Annotated in this window: 12 protein-coding genes; 1 reads left to right on the top strand and 11 read right to left on the bottom strand. The window is 76.0% G+C overall.

Going from position 1 to position 17,625, the window contains the following annotated elements; genetic code table 11:
• Positions 1 to 85: 85 nt before the first annotated feature.
• The 7 genes from PUR71_RS03830 to PUR71_RS03800 all read right to left on the bottom strand — a co-directional run bounded on the left by PUR71_RS03830 (position 86) and on the right by PUR71_RS03800 (position 9,777).
• A complete protein-coding gene (locus PUR71_RS03830; protein WP_329924879.1) occupies positions 86 to 325 on the bottom strand; it encodes a chaplin in 240 nt (79 codons plus the stop codon).
• A 96-nt stretch (positions 326 to 421) separates the two neighbouring features.
• Positions 422 to 1,051: a 2'-5' RNA ligase family protein gene (locus PUR71_RS03825; protein WP_329924878.1), complete on the bottom strand. Its 630-nt coding sequence runs from the start codon at positions 1,049 to 1,051 to the stop codon at positions 422 to 424.
• A gap of 9 nt (positions 1,052 to 1,060) precedes the next feature.
• Positions 1,061 to 1,345 (bottom strand): hypothetical protein, encoded by a 285-nt coding sequence (locus PUR71_RS03820; RefSeq protein ID WP_329924877.1) that lies wholly within the window; start codon positions 1,343 to 1,345, stop codon positions 1,061 to 1,063.
• On the bottom strand, positions 1,342 to 3,900 hold the full coding sequence (locus PUR71_RS03815; RefSeq protein ID WP_329924876.1) for an Hsp70 family protein: 2,559 nt from the start codon (positions 3,898 to 3,900) through the stop codon (positions 1,342 to 1,344). The genes PUR71_RS03820 and PUR71_RS03815 overlap by 4 nt, the downstream gene beginning before the upstream one ends.
• Positions 3,901 to 3,911: 11 nt before the next feature.
• Positions 3,912 to 4,691: a nucleotide exchange factor GrpE gene (locus PUR71_RS03810; protein ID WP_329924875.1), complete on the bottom strand. Its 780-nt coding sequence runs from the start codon at positions 4,689 to 4,691 to the stop codon at positions 3,912 to 3,914.
• Entirely contained in the window at positions 4,688 to 5,113 is a 426-nt protein-coding gene (locus tag PUR71_RS03805; RefSeq protein WP_329924874.1) for a hypothetical protein, read from the bottom strand. The genes PUR71_RS03810 and PUR71_RS03805 overlap by 4 nt, the downstream gene beginning before the upstream one ends.
• A 71-nt stretch (positions 5,114 to 5,184) precedes the next feature.
• Complete coding sequence (locus PUR71_RS03800; protein ID WP_329924873.1) at positions 5,185 to 9,777, bottom strand: tetratricopeptide repeat protein; 4,593 nt, start codon at positions 9,775 to 9,777, stop codon at positions 5,185 to 5,187.
• 208 nt (positions 9,778 to 9,985) lie between these two features.
• On the opposite strand from PUR71_RS03800, the gene PUR71_RS03795 reads away from it, so the two are divergent.
• Positions 9,986 to 11,755, top strand: coding sequence for a protein kinase domain-containing protein (locus tag PUR71_RS03795; protein WP_329924872.1), 1,770 nt, complete (start codon positions 9,986 to 9,988; stop codon positions 11,753 to 11,755).
• A 432-nt stretch (positions 11,756 to 12,187) separates the two neighbouring features.
• Here the strand turns inward: PUR71_RS03795 and PUR71_RS03790 are convergent, their stop codons facing one another.
• From PUR71_RS03790 to PUR71_RS03775, 4 genes are all read right to left on the bottom strand, one after another.
• Positions 12,188 to 13,222, bottom strand: a complete 1,035-nt coding sequence (locus tag PUR71_RS03790; protein ID WP_329924871.1) for an ABC transporter ATP-binding protein — start codon at positions 13,220 to 13,222, stop codon at positions 12,188 to 12,190.
• On the bottom strand, positions 13,219 to 14,784 hold the full coding sequence (locus PUR71_RS03785; RefSeq protein WP_329924870.1) for an ABC transporter permease: 1,566 nt from the start codon (positions 14,782 to 14,784) through the stop codon (positions 13,219 to 13,221). Before PUR71_RS03785 ends, PUR71_RS03790 begins: the two co-directional genes overlap by 4 nt.
• Positions 14,781 to 15,845 (bottom strand): extracellular solute-binding protein, encoded by a 1,065-nt coding sequence (locus PUR71_RS03780; protein ID WP_329924869.1) that lies wholly within the window; start codon positions 15,843 to 15,845, stop codon positions 14,781 to 14,783. Before PUR71_RS03780 ends, PUR71_RS03785 begins: the two co-directional genes overlap by 4 nt.
• A 389-nt stretch (positions 15,846 to 16,234) precedes the next feature.
• A partial coding sequence (locus tag PUR71_RS03775; RefSeq protein WP_329924868.1) for a heavy metal translocating P-type ATPase occupies positions 16,235 to 17,625 on the bottom strand: 1,391 nt, incomplete at its 5' end.

The following is a 17,625-nucleotide window of genomic DNA, read 5'->3' as shown; positions in this document are numbered from 1 at the left end:
TGGTCCCGATCCGGTGCGCCCGCATCAAGGGCCGGACACGGCGAAGGGCCGCCCGCCGGAGTCGACGGACGGCCCGGGGCCGCTATCAGGCGTTGATGCAGGTGTTGCCGAACGCCGGGTTGAGGATCGAGATCACGCCGATCGAGTTGCCACAGACGTTGGCCTCGATGTTCACCGGGATCTGGATCTGGTTGCCGGACAGCACACCCGGCGAGCCGAAGGCGACACCGTTGGCGGTGGCGTCGCCGGCCGCAGCGGTGCCGGCCCCGGCGACGACGCACATCGCGGCGAGGCCGGTGGCGGCGAGGGCGGTGCGAATACGCATTGCGTCACTCCTTGTGAGGGTGGCGAAAAACCGTGTGACGATCACACTCGCACCCGATCTCACTCGATCCCATGCCCGGAATGCCGGTATTGCTCGCTACGACGGCGTGTCGCCCGACCACACCGCGTCACCGCTGCCCAGAGCCACGCGGACGCGCGGGAGCATCGGCCCGTCCCCGCGCCGGGAGAGCAGCGTCAGCTCTCCGACCTGCGCGGACAGGCTGCCGAGCCGGGCCGCGCACTCGGCGGCGAGCTCCTTCGGATGCCGCGTGCGGCCGAGCGACAGGTGCGGCGTGAAGCCGCCGGCGCGGCCCCGGCAGCGCGGGAAGCGCTCCAGGAGGTCCGCGTACAACCGGGCCCAGGGGGCGGGCCCGGCGGCCGCCGGATCCAGCCAGACGGTCGCGTACGCGCGGTGCCGGAAGCTGCGCACCCCGCTCAGGCGGGCCGGGAACGGCGGGGTACGGGCCGCGGCGGCCGAGAGCAGCGGGAGGGCGCGGGCGAATTCACTCTCCGGGACGAATCCGAAGAGCACATTGACATGTGGCGGCCAACGTCGGACCTGCGGGTCGTGCACCAGCCGGATCGCCTGGACCGCCGGCCACAGCTCCGGAGGCAGCAGCCAGGCGACGGCCGTGCGCGGCGTCGGCGGGACGTCGAGCAGGGCCGCCGCGGCGGCGGGCCCCGGCTCCCCCGGGCCCGCCGCCGTACCGTCCGTCCTGCCGTCCACGGGACCAGGCTACGGACCCAGCCGCGCCTCCACCGCGTCCAGCAGCTCCCTGGCCGGGTGCAGGCCCGGCTCGGCCCGCAGGGCCCGGCGCAGCAGCACACGCGCCGTCGGGTCGTCGCCCTCGCGGACGGCGTCGAGCGCCTCGTTGTAGTCGATCCGGCCCGCGTAGCGCAGCCGGACCAGGGCGACCAGGTCCTCCCGGCAGGACGGGCAGCGCAGGCTCTGCGGGTCCGCCGGGACGGCGCACTGCGGGCAGGGCACCTCGATCGGCGGAACGGCGTCGTCGGGGGTCATCGGGGACCGGCCTCCTCGGGGCGCACCGGGCCGAGCGCCTCCGGCGTCGGGTCGTTGCCCAGCTCCCGCTGCGCCTGGGCGTAGAGCACCAGGAGCGCCGAGTTGTGCCGGTTGGCGGCCTCCATGTTGGCGGACTCGACGGCCGCGTCCAGGCCGCGCAGCTCGGCGATGATCTGCTGGGCGAGGCCGGGCGAGACCAGGTTCTGGCTGACGTAGACGTTGCACATGGTGAGCATGCGGAAGGTGTGCCCGAGCGAGTCGCACAGCTCGTCGGCGCGCTGGGCGGCGCGCATCGCGCCCTCCCAGTCGGCCGCCTCGCGGCGCAGCCTCAGGTCGGCGGCGACCGCGCGCAGGCGGTCGAGGTCGCTCGGGTCGAGGTGCTTCTCGCAGTAGTGGATGAACAGGCTCAGGTACGCCTCCGAACCGCGCACCCAGCGCTGGGCCTTGAGCTGGCGCTGGGCCCGCTCCAGGGCCTCGTCGACCGAGCGGCCCTTGGTCTGGCCGGCCGCGAGGTCGTCGAGGGTGTCCATGAGGCGCTGGGCCTCGCGGAGTTCGGCTTCGGTGAGCTCGCCGCCCCAGCGGTCGGTGAAGGTCTCGATCTGCCGCTGCTGCTCCTCCACCTGGACCTTCAACTCGGGGTCGAGGGTGACCCGTTCGAGCTTGACGGTCTTCTCCCCGCCGCCCTGGACGCGCACCGACAGGGTGATGGTGCGGTCCCGGTCGAGGCCGAAGGAGACCTCCACGGGGATGCGGCCGCCGAGGCCGGCGGGCAGGCGCAGGGTGAGGTGGCCGATCAGCTCGTTCTGCTGGGCGATCTCGTGTTCGCCCTCGTAGACGGCGACCTCGAGGCGCTGGCGGCCGCTGCCGGAGACGACGAACTCCCGGCTGACCGGCGAACTCGTCGGGTAACTGGTGTTCTTGGGGATGATGACGGCGAGCCGGCCGTCGTTGAGCTCGATACCGAGGTTCTTCGGGGTGATGTCGAACGGGTTGGTGACCTGCATCAACTCGCCGCAGCCGGGGCAGACTTCGCTGCCCGGCGGATTGACCACCCCGCAGGAGGCGCAGCGCAGGCCGACGTCCTCGGCGGCGTTGGAGGCGACCCTGGTCTGCCCGGGGGCGGCCGAGTTGAGCCGTTCGCCGCACAGTTCGCAGGCGGTGACGCCGGGGGCGGCCGGGGTGCCGCAGCGCGGGCAGTTGTCGGCGTGGGCGACGGTGGGCGCCTGGGACGGGGGCGTCACGGCGCCCGACCCGTCCAGCGCCTGGCTGCACTTGGGGCACGCGGAGGCCTCGGCTTCGACCGGGACGTGGCACGTGGGGCAGGAGACCCGGGGGCCGCCGAGCAGCGAGGTGGCGCAGTTGGCGCAGGCCGAGGCGGAGAGGTCGCCGGGCGCCCGGCACTCGGGGCACTCCACCTCGCCGACCAGGGCGGACTGCACGGCCGCGCCGAGCGCGACACACTGCATCGGGTTGACGCCGCGGCGGATCCGGCGCGGCCCGAAGACCTCACCCAGGCGCCGCGCCACCAGCGGGATCGCGGTGGATCCGCCGACCAGCACGACCTCGTCGATGTCCCCGACGGTGAGGTTGGCCTGCATGATGGCCTTGTGCGTCAGCTCGATGGTGCGCTCGATGTGGCCCTCGATGAGCTCCTCGAAGCGGGTGCGCTCGAACTCCGTCTCCAGCACCAGCTGGCCGGCGCCGAGGCCGGGGAGGATGACCTCGGAGGACTCCTGGTGGGAGAGCTCGATCTTGACGGTCTCGGCGGTGGAGGCGATCTTCGGGCGGTCGCGCAGGTCGGGCTGGTAGTCCGAGCCGTACTCCTCGCGGATGTCGTCGAGCAGCGCGGTGGTGATCGCCCGGTCGAAGTCGTCGCCGCCGAGCAGGTTGTCGCCCTCGATGCCCAGCACCGAGACCGAGCCGGGCACCAGCAGCAGGATCGAGATGTCGAAGGTGCCGCCGCCGAGGTCGTAGACCAGGACGGTGCGGCCCTCCTCGCCCGCCTCCGAGGTGATGCCGTAGGCGAGGGCGGCGGCGGTCGGCTCGTTGATGATCCGCAGCACGTGCAGGCCGGCCATCCGGCCCGCCTCCTGGGTGGCCGCGACCTGCCGCTCGCCGAAGTACGCCGGGACGGTGATGACGGCCCGGTGGAACGGCTCGCCGAAGCGCTGCTCGGCGTCCTCCTTGAGGCGGTGCAGAATGATCGCGGAGATCTCGATCGGGGTGTAGGAACGGCCGTTGAACCAGACGTTGACGTCGCCGTCGGTGCCGGCGGTGACCTTGTAGTCGACCTCCTTGAGGGCCGCCTGGACCTGCGGGTCCTTGAACTTGCGGCCCATGAAGCGCTTGACGGAGCGGATCACGTTCGCGCCGTCGATCGCGGTGCGGCTGCGCGCGGTGGAGCCGACCAGCAGCTCGCCCTTGCGGCCGGTGCCGACGACGGAGGGCGTGGCCTCCTGGTTCTGCCGGTTGAAGACGATCTCCGGCTCGCCCCGGCGCAGGTGGGCCACCACCGAGTTGGTGGTGCCCAGGTCGATGCCGAGTGTGCGGTACATGGCGTTCCCCTCTAGTTCTTTTTCCGCTTGCGGCGCGTACCGGAGCCCGTGCGGGCCCGCCGGGGCCTGGTGGGCGGCGTCTTCGGGCGGCCCGCGGCCGGGCCGGGGGCGGGTTCGACGGGCTCCGCGGCGTCCACGGGCTCGACTGCGGCGTCCCCGGTGCCCTCGGCCTCGACGCCCCCCTCGGGCTTCGCTTCCGGGGCGAGCACCGCCTCCACGTACCCCGCGCCGAGCTCGTACACGGACTCCTCCTCCGGCTCCGGCGCCGACTCCTGGACGGGCACGGGCACCGGCTCGGGCTCCGGTGCCGCGACCACGACCTGGGCCCGGCGCAGCACCTCGTCCCCCCAGAAGAACCCGGTGACGACCGTCTGCACGACCGTCTCCGGCGCCACCCCCCGCCTCGGCTCGGTGCCGACGATCTCGGCCAGCACCGGGTCCGCCGTCAGCCCTTCGAGCCGCATCGGCCGCACCCCGGCCTTGGCCAGCCGCCCGAGCAGGCGCCGCCGGGTGGCTTCGATGCCGGCGCCGCGGCCGAGGTGGACGAGCTCCGGGTCGAGGCCGAGCGAGGCGAGCGCGTCGTCCACCTCGACGAGCGCGCCGAGCAGTTCCTGCTGCGCGGCCCGGGCGGCCTGCGCCTCCTCCTCGCGCTTGCGCGTCAGCATCGAGGCGCGGAAGAGCAGTTGGGTGAAGCTCTGCCCGAGGTCGAGCGCCCGGGCGCGCTCCGGCACCGGCAGCGGCGCCGGCAGGGACGCGGACGGTTCGGGGCTCGGGGCGTGGTGGGTGGTCATTCGGGGACCTCGATCTGCGGCAGCACGGACAGGTCGGCGGCGAAGCGGGCCGGGACGGGCGGTTCGGGGGCGGTGCCGGACGGGGCCGGCTCGGCGAAGTCGGCGGCCAGCTCGGCCCGATGGAGCGCGAGGAAGGAGGCGGCGGGCGGCGGCTGGGGCCGCTCGACGACGAGCAGCGGGTCGGCGAGGGCCGGCGCCAGCAGCCCGGCGGCGCGGTCGACCGGCTCCGGCGGGAGGGGCTGCTGGAGGTCCAGTTCCAGCCGCTTGTCCGGGTTGCGCAGCAGGGCCGCGGCCTCCTGGACCTCCACCCGGGTGTACCGGCCGGCCCGCATCGCCGGGCCGACGGCGAGGAGGATCTCGCGCGCGCTCGCGGTCGGCGGGACGCCCAGGATCTCGTACGGCGACGGTTCTTCCAGTGGCATGGCGCGGGCTGTTCTCCTTCGACTGCGGGGTCCGGCCGTCGCCGGAACGGCGGCCCGGGGCGACGGCCGGGTCAGTACAGCGAGTTGATCTTGCGCTGGAGAGCGCGCAGCTCGGCATCCTGCGGGCTGTGCTCGACGGCCTGTTTGATCAGTTGCCGGGCCTCCCGGTAGGCGCGGGCGTTGGCCCTGGCCACCGCGTGGGCGCTGAGGACGATCCCGAGCTCGGTGTGCAGCTTCGCCGTGTCCTGCGCCGAGGCGGACAGCCGCAGCGCCTCCTCCAGCAGCCGGACGGCCTCGGGGTAGCGCCGCGCCTCGTACTGCTCGACGGCCTCGCTGCGCCACACGCTGACGGCCAGCTTGCGGACGTCGGCGCCCTCGCCGTCGTACTCCATCGCCTTGCGCAGCATCGCGGCGCGCTCGGCGAAGGGGGCGTCCTGGAGGGTGTCCAGCATGTGGTTGGCCAGCATGACGGCGACCCTGCGCGAGGCCTCGGTCTCGGGCCGGCCGGTGAACTCCGGGTCGGCACGCAGGGCTTCGGCCATCCGGGACACCGCCACCGCGCTGCGGCCGGCCAGCGCGGCGAGGAGCGCGAGGCGGCGCAGCGCGAAGGCGAGGCCGAGCCGGTGGTCCGGGTCGGGGCTGAGGTCGATCAGCTCGCGCCACTGCTCCACGGCCTCTTCCAGGTCGCGGGCCGGGGCGTCGGGCTGGGTGAGCTGGCTGGCCCGGTTGCCGAGCGCGGCGGAGAGGAACTGCTTGGCGGTCTGGTCACCGGGGTTGAGGGCGAGGCTCTTGCGCAGCAGGGTGAGGGCGCGGGGGTAGTCCTTGGTCTCGTTGTTGATCTTCCGGGCCCACTGGGCGTAGGTCGCGCCGAGGTCACTGCGCACGTCGGCGTGGTCGGGGGCCAGCACCAGGGCGCGTTCGAGGAGTTCGGCCGCGCCCTGCTGGTCGTCGTCGCTGCTCTTGAGCAGGGCGCGGGCCGCGCGCAGACCGGACTCGGCAGCGATGCCGGACGCGTCGGCGGGCAGCGCGGCCCCGGGGACGGCGTGGGCCCGGGTGAGGCAGTCGAGGGCCTCGCGCCAGTTCTGGTTGCGCCGGTGCCCGCGGGCCTCGTCGACCAGGGTCGTCACGAGCAGGCCGCGCCAGGCGTCATCGCGCTGCGCCTCGGGGACGGCGTCCAGCGCCTCGACGGCGGCGGACTGGCGGCCCTGGATGAGGAGGAAGTGCTGCGGCCCGAGGGGTCCGAACAGGTCGAGGGCCCGGTCGAGCGGGTGCGGCTCGGGGCGCGACGCCCGCTGCCAGCCCTGCACCGCCCGGTCGAACTGGTCGCCCCACCAGGGGAGTTCCGGTGCGGAGCGGAGGAGCCCGGCCAGCGTCGGACCGTGCACGAGGCGGCCGGCGGTGGCCCGTCCGGGCTGCCGGAGCGTCAGGTCGGCCCGGACGAAAGCGTCGGCGCAGTACGACTCCATGGCGAGGCGGAGCGTCCAGCTCGCCACGTCCTCGCCGGTGCGGCCCTCGGCCTCGTCGAGCGCGCGCAGGTCGACGCGCAGCCGGTCGACGAGCGCGGCGCGGGCGGCGGCGACGCGCGCCGGCTCGGCCGGGCGGCCGGTGATCCGGGCGGACTCGGCCCACAGCGCGGGCAGGTGCAGGGCTGCGGCCAGGCAGCCGATCGTCCAGCGCCAGACCTGCGGGTCGGCCGTCCCGCCCTCCGCCCCGCCCTCCGCACCGGGCGCGGTCGCCAGCCGGTAGCCGGCGAGGCCGGCGGCGTGCAGGAGGCGGGCGTCGGTCGGGTCGGCGAGCAGCAGCGCGTGGTAGGCCTGCCACGCCTCCCGGCGCCGGCCCTCCAGGGCGTGCCGGTGGGCCTCGTGCTCGGCCAGCATGCCGAGGGTGGCGGCGGCCTGCGAGTGGCCCGGCGACAGCCGCAGGACCTCGCGGAGGTCACCGGCGGCCGCACCGGGCTCGCCCGCATCCAGGCGGCCCGCGGCCCGGCGGACCAGGACGGCGGCGCGCTCCCGGGCGGCCGTCTCCGGCAGCTCGGCCAACGCCTCGTCCAGGCGGCCCAGTTCGGCGCGGAGCAGGGCGAGGTCGAGCCGCACGGGCGCGGCGGGGGCGCCGTCGCCGAACGCGTCGGCCCAGGCGGCGAGCACCGGCTCGGCCTGCTCGGGCACACCGGCGCGGCGCGCGCAGTCCAGGACGGCCCGCAGGGCGGGTCCGGCGCAGCGGACGCAGCGCGGCGAGGCGGCGTCGGCGGGCCGGTGGAGGTGTGCGCCGCACGCCTCGCGACCGCAGCCGCCGCACGAGCCGGTGGCGGGGGCGGTGGTGCAGAAGGCGCACACGGTGTCGGCGGGCGGGGCGGCGACGGGCGCCGGCCCGGAGGCGGGCATGGGTGCGGGTGCGGAGGCGGAGGCGGAAGCGGGTGCCGGCACCGGGCCGGTGGTGTACGGGTTCGGCGACGCATCCTGCGCCGGGCCACCGGCACCGACCGGCCCGGTGACGTAGGGGTGCGGAGGGGCGCCAGGCACCGGGCCCGGAACGACGGGCCCCGTGACCGCGCCGCGTGCGGCACCCGCCGCCGGGACCGCGCCCCGTGCGGCTCCCGACGCCGGTGGCGCGTCCGGGCCCGCACAGCCCGTGCACCGGGGCGCCTCGGCCGCGCCCGCGCGCTCGGAGTGGACGCCGCACGTCTCCCGCCCGCAGCCGCCGCACACCCCGGACGCCGGACGCCCGCAGACCGCGCACCCGACGGACGGCACCACCGGGACGGCTCCCGAAGCGGCGCGCGGCACCGGGACGGCTCCCGCACCGGCGGCGGGCGCGGCAACACGCGGCGCCGGCGCCGCCAGGAAGTGCCGGTGCCACTCCAGCGCCGTCGCCCAGTTCCCGGCGCGCTCGGCGAGGGCGGCCCGCAGACGGGCGACGGCCGGGTCTCCCGCCGGGTCCGGCTCCAGCGGCGCGAGCAGGGCGACGGTCTGCACCGGGCGGCCGGCCAGGAGCGCCGCGGCGGCCAGGTGGTAGCGGTCGCGCGGGCCCGCGTGGGCGTCGAGCAGGCCGGGCAGGCCCTCCGTCGAGCCCCCGGCCAGGGCGAGCGCGGCCCGCAGCCGCCCCTGCCGGGCGCCGACCGTGCCCGGCAGGCCGTCCGCGAGGGCGAGCGCCTCGGCCGCGCGCGTCCGCGCCTCGGGGCGGTCGCGGCCGGTGACGAGCAGGTGGGCCGCCTCGCGCAGCGCGGCCTCCCGCAGGGCGGGCCGGTAGCCGGGCGCGTGCGGGTCGTCGGCGGCGGCCCGCTGCCACAGCTCGCGCGCCTCAGCGGGGTCGGTGGCCAGGCTCTTCCGGGCCAGCCGGTCGCGGACGACGGCGAGCCACGTGCGCAGGTCGTCGTCACGCAACCGCTCGAAGGCGGTCAGCGCACCCGTCGGGTCGCCCGACCGGAAGCAGGCCAGCCCGTGGTGGAAGCCGGCGATCCGTCCCCACCGGGAGTCGTCGCCCGTCTCGGCGCGCAGCAACGGCTCGGCCTCGGCCGTCCGCCCGGCGGCGAGCAGAGCGGCGCCGAGCCGGACCCGGGCCGGGCGCCAGTCGGGGGCGAGGTCGAGGCCGGCGCGGTAGTCGGCGGCGGCCTCGGCGGCGCGGGCGGCCCGCTCGTGAACCAGGGCCAGGCCGAACCGGGCCGGGGCGAAGGCGGGTTGGGCGGCGAGCGCGGCGCCGAACTGCTCCTGGGCCTGGTCGTCGGCGCCGAGCAGCAGCGCGAGGCGGCCGAGCGCGTAGCGGGGGCGCGGGTCCCAGGAGGCCTCGCCCGCGGCGGCCTGGAAGTCGGCCCACGCGGCGTCGGTCTCGCCGAGCCGCTGGCGGGCCAGGCCGCGGAACAGCAGGCTCTCGGCCCGCAGGGCGGGCCCGCGCGACCACCGGTACGCCTCGCCCGGCGCGCGCCGCAGCGCCTCGTCGAAGGCGGCCACGGCCGGGGCGTCCCGGCGCAGGGCGAAGAGCTGCGCGCCCCAGCGGAACCACAGTTCACCGCCGCCGCCCGGCGCAGCCGCCGCGAGCAGGGACTCGGCCTCCTCGGCGCGCTCGGTGCCGCGCAGGACGGCCGCCCGGGCCAGCACCGGCCAGTCCCGGCCCGGCAGGGCGGCGAGGGCCTCCGTGGTCGCGGTGTCGCGCTGCTCGGGCGGGCCGTCGTGGCACAGGCGCTGGAGCCAGTCCAGGGCGCGGGCCGCCGCCTGGGCCTCGGTGCCCGCCTCGGCGCCGCCGGCCGTCGCCCGCAGGAAGGCGAGCAGCGGCGCGAGGGGCCCGGCCGGTGCCGCCATCCGCTCCTCGGCGAGGCGTTGCAGGCTCCACCGGGGCAACTGCCGGGCCGGGTCGGCGAGCAGCGGGAAGGCCTCGTGGTGCAGGGCGAGGGCGGCCTGCGGGTCACCGGCGGCGACCGTGGCCTCCGCCTGGCCGAGCAGGGCGAGGCCGCGCTGCTCGGCGAGCGCCCCGGTCGCCCCGGCGAGCCGGCCGGCCAGCTTCGCGTAGCGGCGCCGGGCCTGCTGGGCCTTGCCCGCCGCGAGCCGCTCGGCCGCCCCGGCCAGGGCCTTCGCCACCGCCTGCGGGTCGAGCGCCCGCCTGTGGCGGACCACCAGGGCGCCCGCCACAGCGGCCAGTGCCACCACGATCAGCACCACCGCGAGCTGCGCCATGCACCGTCCCCCTGTGCTTCCGAACCGCCCCCATCATGATCAAATACGCATGGTCGATCATGAGTTGACGCTATTTCATGATGTTGCTCGGCGAGCATCAGGATAGGCCCTCCGCGGGGCCGCCGAACAGGAACGAGCACTATCCTGGGCACCGCGAACAGCCGGGCCGTCGTCGACGGCCCGGCGTCAGGCAGCAGACGGGGGTGGCGTGTCCGAGTCGCGTTGGGTACCCGGGCTGCGGTTCGGGCCGGAGTTCGACCCCGAGCAGTACGAACTCCTCGCCTTCCACCACCGGGGCGGGGAGGCCGAGGTGTGGCGGGCCGTTCGTACCGGCCACAACGGGCGCAAGGAGCTCGTCGCCGCCAAGATCATGCTCGAACGGGACCCGTCCGAGGTCCGCCGCTGGCTCGGCCGCTGGGACGACGTCTCGCACAACGCCCACCGGCTCGGCATCACCGACCTCGTCGTGCCGAGCTTCCTCCTCGGCCCCTCCCCGCACCGGCCCGGCGCCGCGCCCACCGGCGGGCTGCTCGGCTACCAGATCTCCCCCTGGGTCGACGGCGTCCCGCTGCACACCTGGGCCCGCGCCAACCGGTCCGGGCCCGCGGCGGCGGCCGAGGTGCTGCTGCGGCTGTGCCGCATCGTCGACGAACTGCACCGCAAGCGCTGGGTGCACCGCGACATCTCCCCCGCCAACGTCCTCGTCGACGCGGGTGGCCAGGTCAAGCTCATCGACCTCACCTTCCTCGCCCCGCTCGACCACACCCTCACCGTCGCCGTGTTCACCCCCGGGCACGTGCCGCCCGAGGCCGAGCAGGTCGGCGGCTTCCCGACCACCGCCAAGGACCTGTTCGCCGTCGGCACCCTGGCCCGCGCCCTCCTGCTGCCCGAACACGGCCGCCTCGACCACCGGCTGGCCGTCGAGCAGGCCCGCGCCGAACTCCTCGCCGCCGGCTACGGCGAGGAACTCGCCGACTGGGCCTGCGAACCGCTCGCCCGCGACCCCGACCGCCGGCCCGCCCCGCTCGGCCCCTGGGCCGCCCGCGGCCGCGAACTCCTGCGCGCGCACCGCCCCTTGCCCCGCACGACCGGCCTCGCCGTCCTCCCGGACGCGGGCGGCACACCGCTGGTCGCCGCGGCCGCGCCGGACGGCGGCGTCGTCCTGGCCGGCACCGCGGGGCGCCGGCCGCCCGGACAGGGGCCCGGCGCGGTAAGGGAGTTGGTGTGCGGACGGGCCGGGCGGCACGGCGAGATCGTGCTCTGCGCCGAGGACGGCACCGGCACCCTGTGGGTCGGCACCACGACCGGCTGGTGGGAGGCCGCGCGCGGCGTCACCGGCCTCGCGGGCGGCGTCGACGCCACCGGCGAACTGACCGTCTGGACGGCCGCCGGCGGCACGCTGCACTCCTTCCGCTGGGCCCCCGGGCGCACCCTCACCGGCCGCGAACTGCCCGACTGCCCCGCCGACCGCGTCCTCGCCGCCGTCGAGGAGCGGCCCGGCGCGTGGCTCGTCCTCGTCCAGCACCGGGACCGCGTCCTGTGGTGGCGGACCGGCAGCACCCCCACCCCGCTCGGCCCGCCCGGACCGCTCCGCGCCGCCGCCCTCGCCCGCACCTCGGCGGGACCGCAGGCCGCCACGCTGCGCACCGACGGCTCCGTCCAGTTGCACACCCTCGGCGCGGCCGGCCCCGCCCCCGAGGTCGGCGACGGCGAACCCGCCCACGCGCTCGCCCTGGCCGGCCACCGCGGCGGCCCGACCCTCGCCCTGGCCGGCGAGGGCGGCGTCCGGCTGCGCACGGCCACCCCGGCCCGCCACCCGCGCTGGTGGCGCCCCACCCTGCGCCCGGCCACCCGCGTCGCGCTGGCCGTCGGGGACGACTGGCGGCTGTGCCTGGCGGCCGTCGTCGAGGGCGAGTTGCAGTGCTGGCAGGAGGACACGGCCTACCGCTGGCAGGCGGTGGCGCTGCCGCCTCAGTGACTCCCGCGGGCCACGGCGGGGGGTGGAATCCCGGCCGTCGAGACGCCGTGCGCCCGCAGTTCCTCGACCACGACCCGGAGCACGGCGGCCCCCGGGCGCGAACGCCGACTCGGCACCGTTGGTCTCCATGCCGGACGTTCTGTCACGCCCCGCCGACACCAACGGCAGACGTCGAACAGACCGTGGCCCCGGAGTCACGCCGCGAAAGCCGTGGGAGGCAGATCCCGGCCAGGACCGTCCTCACTCTTCCACCACGCACGTTGCTTCTCCGGGGAGAGGGTGAGTCCGAACTCGTCGCGGGCCGGAGCGGCACGGAACCGGCAGTCGGAGCACAAGCTCACGGGTGCGCAGGAGGCTCGGGGTGGAGTGGCAGACCTATGGCCGGCGCCAAATCTACGCCTACTGCCTCGGCCCGTACCGGCTCTCCAGGAGTCAGCCGTCGGCCGGGAGCACGTGGACCGGGCCCGATGTGGTCACGTAGGCCTCGCCCTGGCGCCAGGGGCGGGTGGTGTAGGCGATCAGGGTGGGCGGGAGAGTGTCGGACTCGGGACGGAGTTCCACGCGGTGATCGTGGCCGCGGAAGTCCGAGCCGAGCACGTGGGCGCGCACCGCGCCGGGAGCGGGCTCGGCGGTGAGGTGGAGTTGGTGGGGGCGCACGAGGGCCAGACCGCGGGAGGCCGTAGGGGCGGACTCGGCCAGCGGGAGCGCGCCGAAGGGCGTGTCGGCGCGGCCGTCGACGAGAGTGGCGGGCACGAGGTTGGCCTCGCCGAGGACGCGGGCCACGGCGGCGTCGGCCGGGCGGTGGTAGAGGGTGTCGGGCGGGCCGGCCTGGGCGATGCGGCCGTCGCGCAGCACGGCGACGGTGTCGGCGAAGGCCAGGGCCTCGTCCTGGTCGTGGGTGACCAGGATCGCCGTGGTCCCGGCCTTCCGCAGGGTCGCGGCGACCTCCCGGCGAAGTTCGGCCCGCAGAGCCGCGTCGAGCGCCGCGAACGGCTCGTCCAGCAGGAGCAGCCCCGGCCGGGGCGCCAGGGCGCGCGCGAGCGCGACGCGCTGCTGCTGGCCGCCCGAGAGCTGGTGCGGGCGGCGGTCGCCGAACCCGGCCAGGCCGACCAGCTCCAGCAGTTCGGCGACCCGCGCCCGCCGCTCCGCGCGCGGCAGCCCGAAGCCGATGTTGCCGGCCACCGTGAGGTGCGGGAACAGCGCGCCGTCCTGCGGGACGAGGCCGATGTTGCGGCGCTCGGCGGCGACCCGGGCCCGCCCGTCGTCCAGCGTCCGCCCGTGCAGCACGACGCTGCCGGAGGCGGCCGGGTGGAAGCCTGCGACGACCCGCAGCAACGTCGACTTGCCGCAGCCCGAGGGCCCGAGGATGCAGGCGAGCGCACCCTCCTCGACGGTCAGGTCGATACCGGAGAGGACGGGGCTGCGCCCGTGGGTGGCGTGCAGATCGACAACAGAGAGACCGGTCATGAGTTCTTCCCTGGGCGGCCGAGGGTGCGGTGGGTCAGCAGGAGCACGGACGGGACGGACAGCACCACCATGAGGGCCGCGTACGGCGCGGCGGCCCCGTACGCGAGTCCGCTGGTGTACACCCAGAACTGGGTGGCCAGGGTCTGGGTACCGGTGGGGCGCAGCAGCAGGGTCGCGGTCAGCTCGGTGGAGGCGGTGAGGCCGACCATCGCGACGGCCGCGCCGAGTCCGGGCAGGACGAGCGGCAGGGTGACGCGCCCGAGCACGGCGAGCGGCCGGGTGCCGAGCGAACGGGCGGCCTCCTCCACTCCGGGCGGCACCTGGGCGAGGGCCGCGCGGACGGCGGTGAGGGCGAGCGGGAAGAACAGCACGACGTACCCGGCCACGAGCATCGGCGGCCGCTGGTACAGGGGTTGGGCGTAGCGGACGGCGAAGTACACCACCGACAGGGCCACCGCGATGCCGGGCAGCGCCCGGGTCAGGTAGGCGACCCGCTCGACGGCCCTGGCCGGGCGGCTGCCGCGCCGCCACGCGTACAGGGCGACCGGCACGGCCGCCGCGGTGGCGACGAGGGCGGCGCCGAGCGCGTACCCGAGGGTGGCGAGGGTCGCGCCGAGGACGGAGGCCGAGGGCAGCGTCGTCGAACTGCCCTTGACCAGCCAGTACCCGAGCGCGTACACCGGCACGCCGAGCGCGACCCCGACCAGCGCCGCGAGGCCGGCCAGCGCGGGCGCCGTCCAGTGGCCGAGGCGCACCGGGCGCGCGGCGCGGGCGAGGGCGCCGTGGCGGGTGACGCGGGCGTTGCGTCCGGCCCAGGCCTCCAGGCCGACGAGCAGCAGCGCGAGCGCCACCAGCACGAGGGTGAGCAGGGAGGCGGAGGCGGCGTCGAAGCCGAGCTTGTACTGGGTGAACACGGCGGTGGCGAAGGTGGTGTAGCGCAGCATCGCGAACGCGCCGTACTCGCCGAGCAGGTAGAGCGAGACGAGCAGGACGCCGCCGGCCAGCGCGGGCCGGGTGAGCGGCAGGGTGACGCGCCACAGGGTGGCGAGGCGGCCGCGGCCGAGCGAGCGGGAGACCTCCTCGGCGGCGGCGTCGCCGTGCCGCAGGGCCGCCGCGACGGGCAGGAACACGAGCGGGTAGAGCGAGCAGGTCATCACGAGCACCGCGCCCCAGTAGCCGTGCACGGAGCGGAACAGCGAGACCCACGAGTAGCCGCGGACGAACTCCGGTACGGCGAGCGGCAGGGCGAGCGCGACGGTCCAGGCGCGGCGCCCCGGCAGGGTGGTGCGTTCGACCAGGTAGGCGGCGGCGAAGCCGAGCACGGCGGTGAGCAGGGTGACGGCGGCGGCCAGGGTGACGGTGTGCCACAGCAGCGTCGCGATCAGCGGGCGGCCGAGGAGGCGCCGGGCCTGGTCCCACCCGCCCTGCGCGGCCTGGGCGATGACGAAGCCGAGCGGCGAGGCGACGACGGCGACGACCGCCACCGCGACGGGTGCGAGCAGGCCGGTGGCCCGCCACCGCCGGAGCGGGGACGGGCCTCGGACGAGGTCCGGACTGCTCACTGGAGCAGTCCGGCGTCCTGGAGCAGCCCCAGTGCCTGCTTGCCGTCGCCGAGCCGGGCCGGGTCGGCGACGGTGCCGATGCCGTCCAGGGCGGGCAGTTCGGGCTTGCCCTGGACGCCGGTGACCAGCGGGTACTCGTAGCTCGCGGAGTTCGCGATGACGGTCTGCGCCGGGGCGCTCGCGAGGTAGGCGAGGAGGGCCTGCGCGGCGGCCTGGTGCTTGCCGCTCTTCAGCACGGCGGCGCCGGAGACGTCGACGAGGGAGCCCGGGTCGCCCTTGGGGAAGTAGTGCAGGGTGCTGTGGGTGGCGCCCGCGCCCTTCTCGTCGCGCATCCGGTAGAAGTAGTAGTGGTCGATGACGCCGCCCTCGACCTCGCCGCTGTTGATCGCGGCGGCGAGCGTCTCGTTGCTGTCGTAGACCTTGGCGTTGTCCTTGAGGCCCTTGAGCCACTGCTTGGCGGCGTCCTCGCCCCCGGCCTTGAGGACCTGGGTGACGACCGGCGCGAAGTCGGTCTCGCTGGGGGCGATGCCGAGCCGGCCCTTCCACTCGGGCTTGGCGAGGTCCAGGACGGAGGCGGGCGGCGCGGTGTCGGCGCCCTTGCCGGTGGCGGCCAGGAAGGCGGAGGTGCGGGCCGAGACGCCGACCCAGTCGCCCTTCGGCGAACTGTCCGCGGCCGGGACCGACGTGAGGGTGTCGGCGGCGACCGGGGCGAGCAGGCCCTTGTCGTCGAGGACGGTCAGGGCGGGCGGGTTCTCGGCGTAGAAGACGTCCGCCGGGGAGGCAGCGCCCTCCTGGAGGATCTGGTTGGCGAGCTCGGCCTCGTCGCCGGAGCGCAGCTCGACCTTGATCCCGGTGCGCTTGGTGAAGTCGTCGGTCAGCGCCTTGACGGTCTGCTCGTGCTGACCGCTGTAGAGGGTGACGGTCTGGCCCGCGAGGGCGGCGCCGGAGGGGGCGGGAGAGCCGTCGGTGCCACCGGAGCCGGAGCCGGCGCACGCCGCGAGGGCGAGGGCGCAGGCGGCGACGAGGGACATGGCCGCGAGGGGCCGGACGGTTCCGGGCATGGTGAGGCTCCTCCGAGGTGGCGGGGGTTCGGCCGGCCGAGCGCTCCCGCGACCGCCGTTCGGGCCGTGCGGGCGCGTTTCGGCGGCCTGACGGCACGAGAACTTAGGCCAGGGAAGGCTTGCCTAACAAGTTTCGGAGCGTCACATCTCGACCCGGTCTCGCCCGGGTCGCGCTTCGGTGGACAAACCGCCAAGGCCGGGCAAACCGGCCTTCAAGCGCAGGTCAGAGCGAGGGTGTACGACGGATCGCCGGCCGGGGCTTTCGGAGAGTGACTACTTTGCGTAACCGATGGCGGGTCGTACCAGGACGGCCCGGCACCACCAAGGGCCCCGGAACCGCGTGGCGGTTCCGGGGCCTCTCCTGCGGGCGGGCCGGGTCGGTGCGCGGGTCAGCGGAAGCGGCGGAGCCGGAGGCTGTTGCCGACCACGAAGACCGAGGAGAAGGCCATCGCGGCGCCCGCGATCATCGGGTTGAGCATCCCGGCCGCCGCGAGCGGCAGGGCGGCGACGTTGTAGCCGAAGGCCCAGAACAGGTTGCTCTTGATGGTCGCCAGGGTCCGGCGGGAGAGCCGGATCGCGTCGGCGGCGGCCATCAGGTCCCCGCGGACCAGGGTCAGGTCGCCGGCCTCGATGGCGGCGTCGGTGCCGGTGCCCATCGCGAGGCCGAGGTCGGCCTGGGCCAGCGCGGCCGCGTCGTTGACACCGTCGCCGACCATCGCGACGACCTTGCCCTCGGCCTGGAGCCGCTTGACGGTGTCCACCTTGTCCTGCGGCATGACCTCGGCGATCACGTGCTCCGGCGCTATCCCCACCTCGGCCGCGACGGCCTCGGCCACCGCCCGGTTGTCACCGGTGAGCAGCACCGGGGTCAGCCCCAGGCGGCGCAGCTCCGCGATGGCGGCCGCACTGGTCGGCTTGACCGCGTCGGCGACCTCCAGGACGGCCCGCGCCTCGCCGTCCCAGCCGACCGCGATCGCGGTGCGGCCGGCCGCCTCGGCGCTCCGCTTGGCCTCGGCGAGGCGCTCGGGCAGGTACTGCGCCCACTCGTTGAGCAGCGCCTCCCGCCCGGCGACCACGGCGTGGCCGTCGACGACGCCCTGGACGCCGAGGCCGGGGACGTTCTCGAAGTCCTCGACCGGCGGCAGTCCGCCCGCCTTCGCGGCGGCTGCGGCGATGGCGGCGGCGATCGGGTGCTCGGAGGCGTGCTCCACCGCGCCGGCGAGGCGCAGCGCTTCCGCCTCGGTGACGCCGTCGGCGGTGTGGACGGCGAGCAGGGTCATCCGGCCGGTGGTGACGGTGCCGGTCTTGTCCAGGACGATGGTGTCGACCTTGCGGGTGGACTCCAGCACCTCCGGCCCCTTGATCAGCACGCCGAGCTGGGCGCCGCGGCCGGTGCCGACCAGCAGCGCGGTCGGGGTGGCGAGGCCCAGGGCGCACGGGCAGGCGATGATCAGCACGGCGACGGCGGCGGTGAAGGCGGCGGTCCAGCCCTCGCCGGTGCCCAGCCAGTAGCCGAGCGTGGCGATCGCGAGGGTGATCACGACCGGCACGAAGACCGCCGAGATCCGGTCGGCGAGGCGCTGCGCTGCGGCCTTGCCGTTCTGGGCGTCCTCGACGAGCGCGGCCATGCGGGAGAGCTGGGTGTCGGCGCCGACCCTGGTGGCCTCGACGACGAGCCGGCCGCCCGCGTTGACGGTGGCCCCGGTGACGGCGTCGCCGACGCCGACCTCGACCGGGACGGACTCGCCGGTGAGCATCGAGGCGTCGACGGCGGAGGTGC

The organism is Streptomyces sp. SP17BM10 (genome assembly GCF_036322405.1).
Classification (GTDB): domain Bacteria; phylum Actinomycetota; class Actinomycetes; order Streptomycetales; family Streptomycetaceae; genus Kitasatospora.
This window is presented reverse-complemented; position numbering and strand designations above follow the sequence as displayed.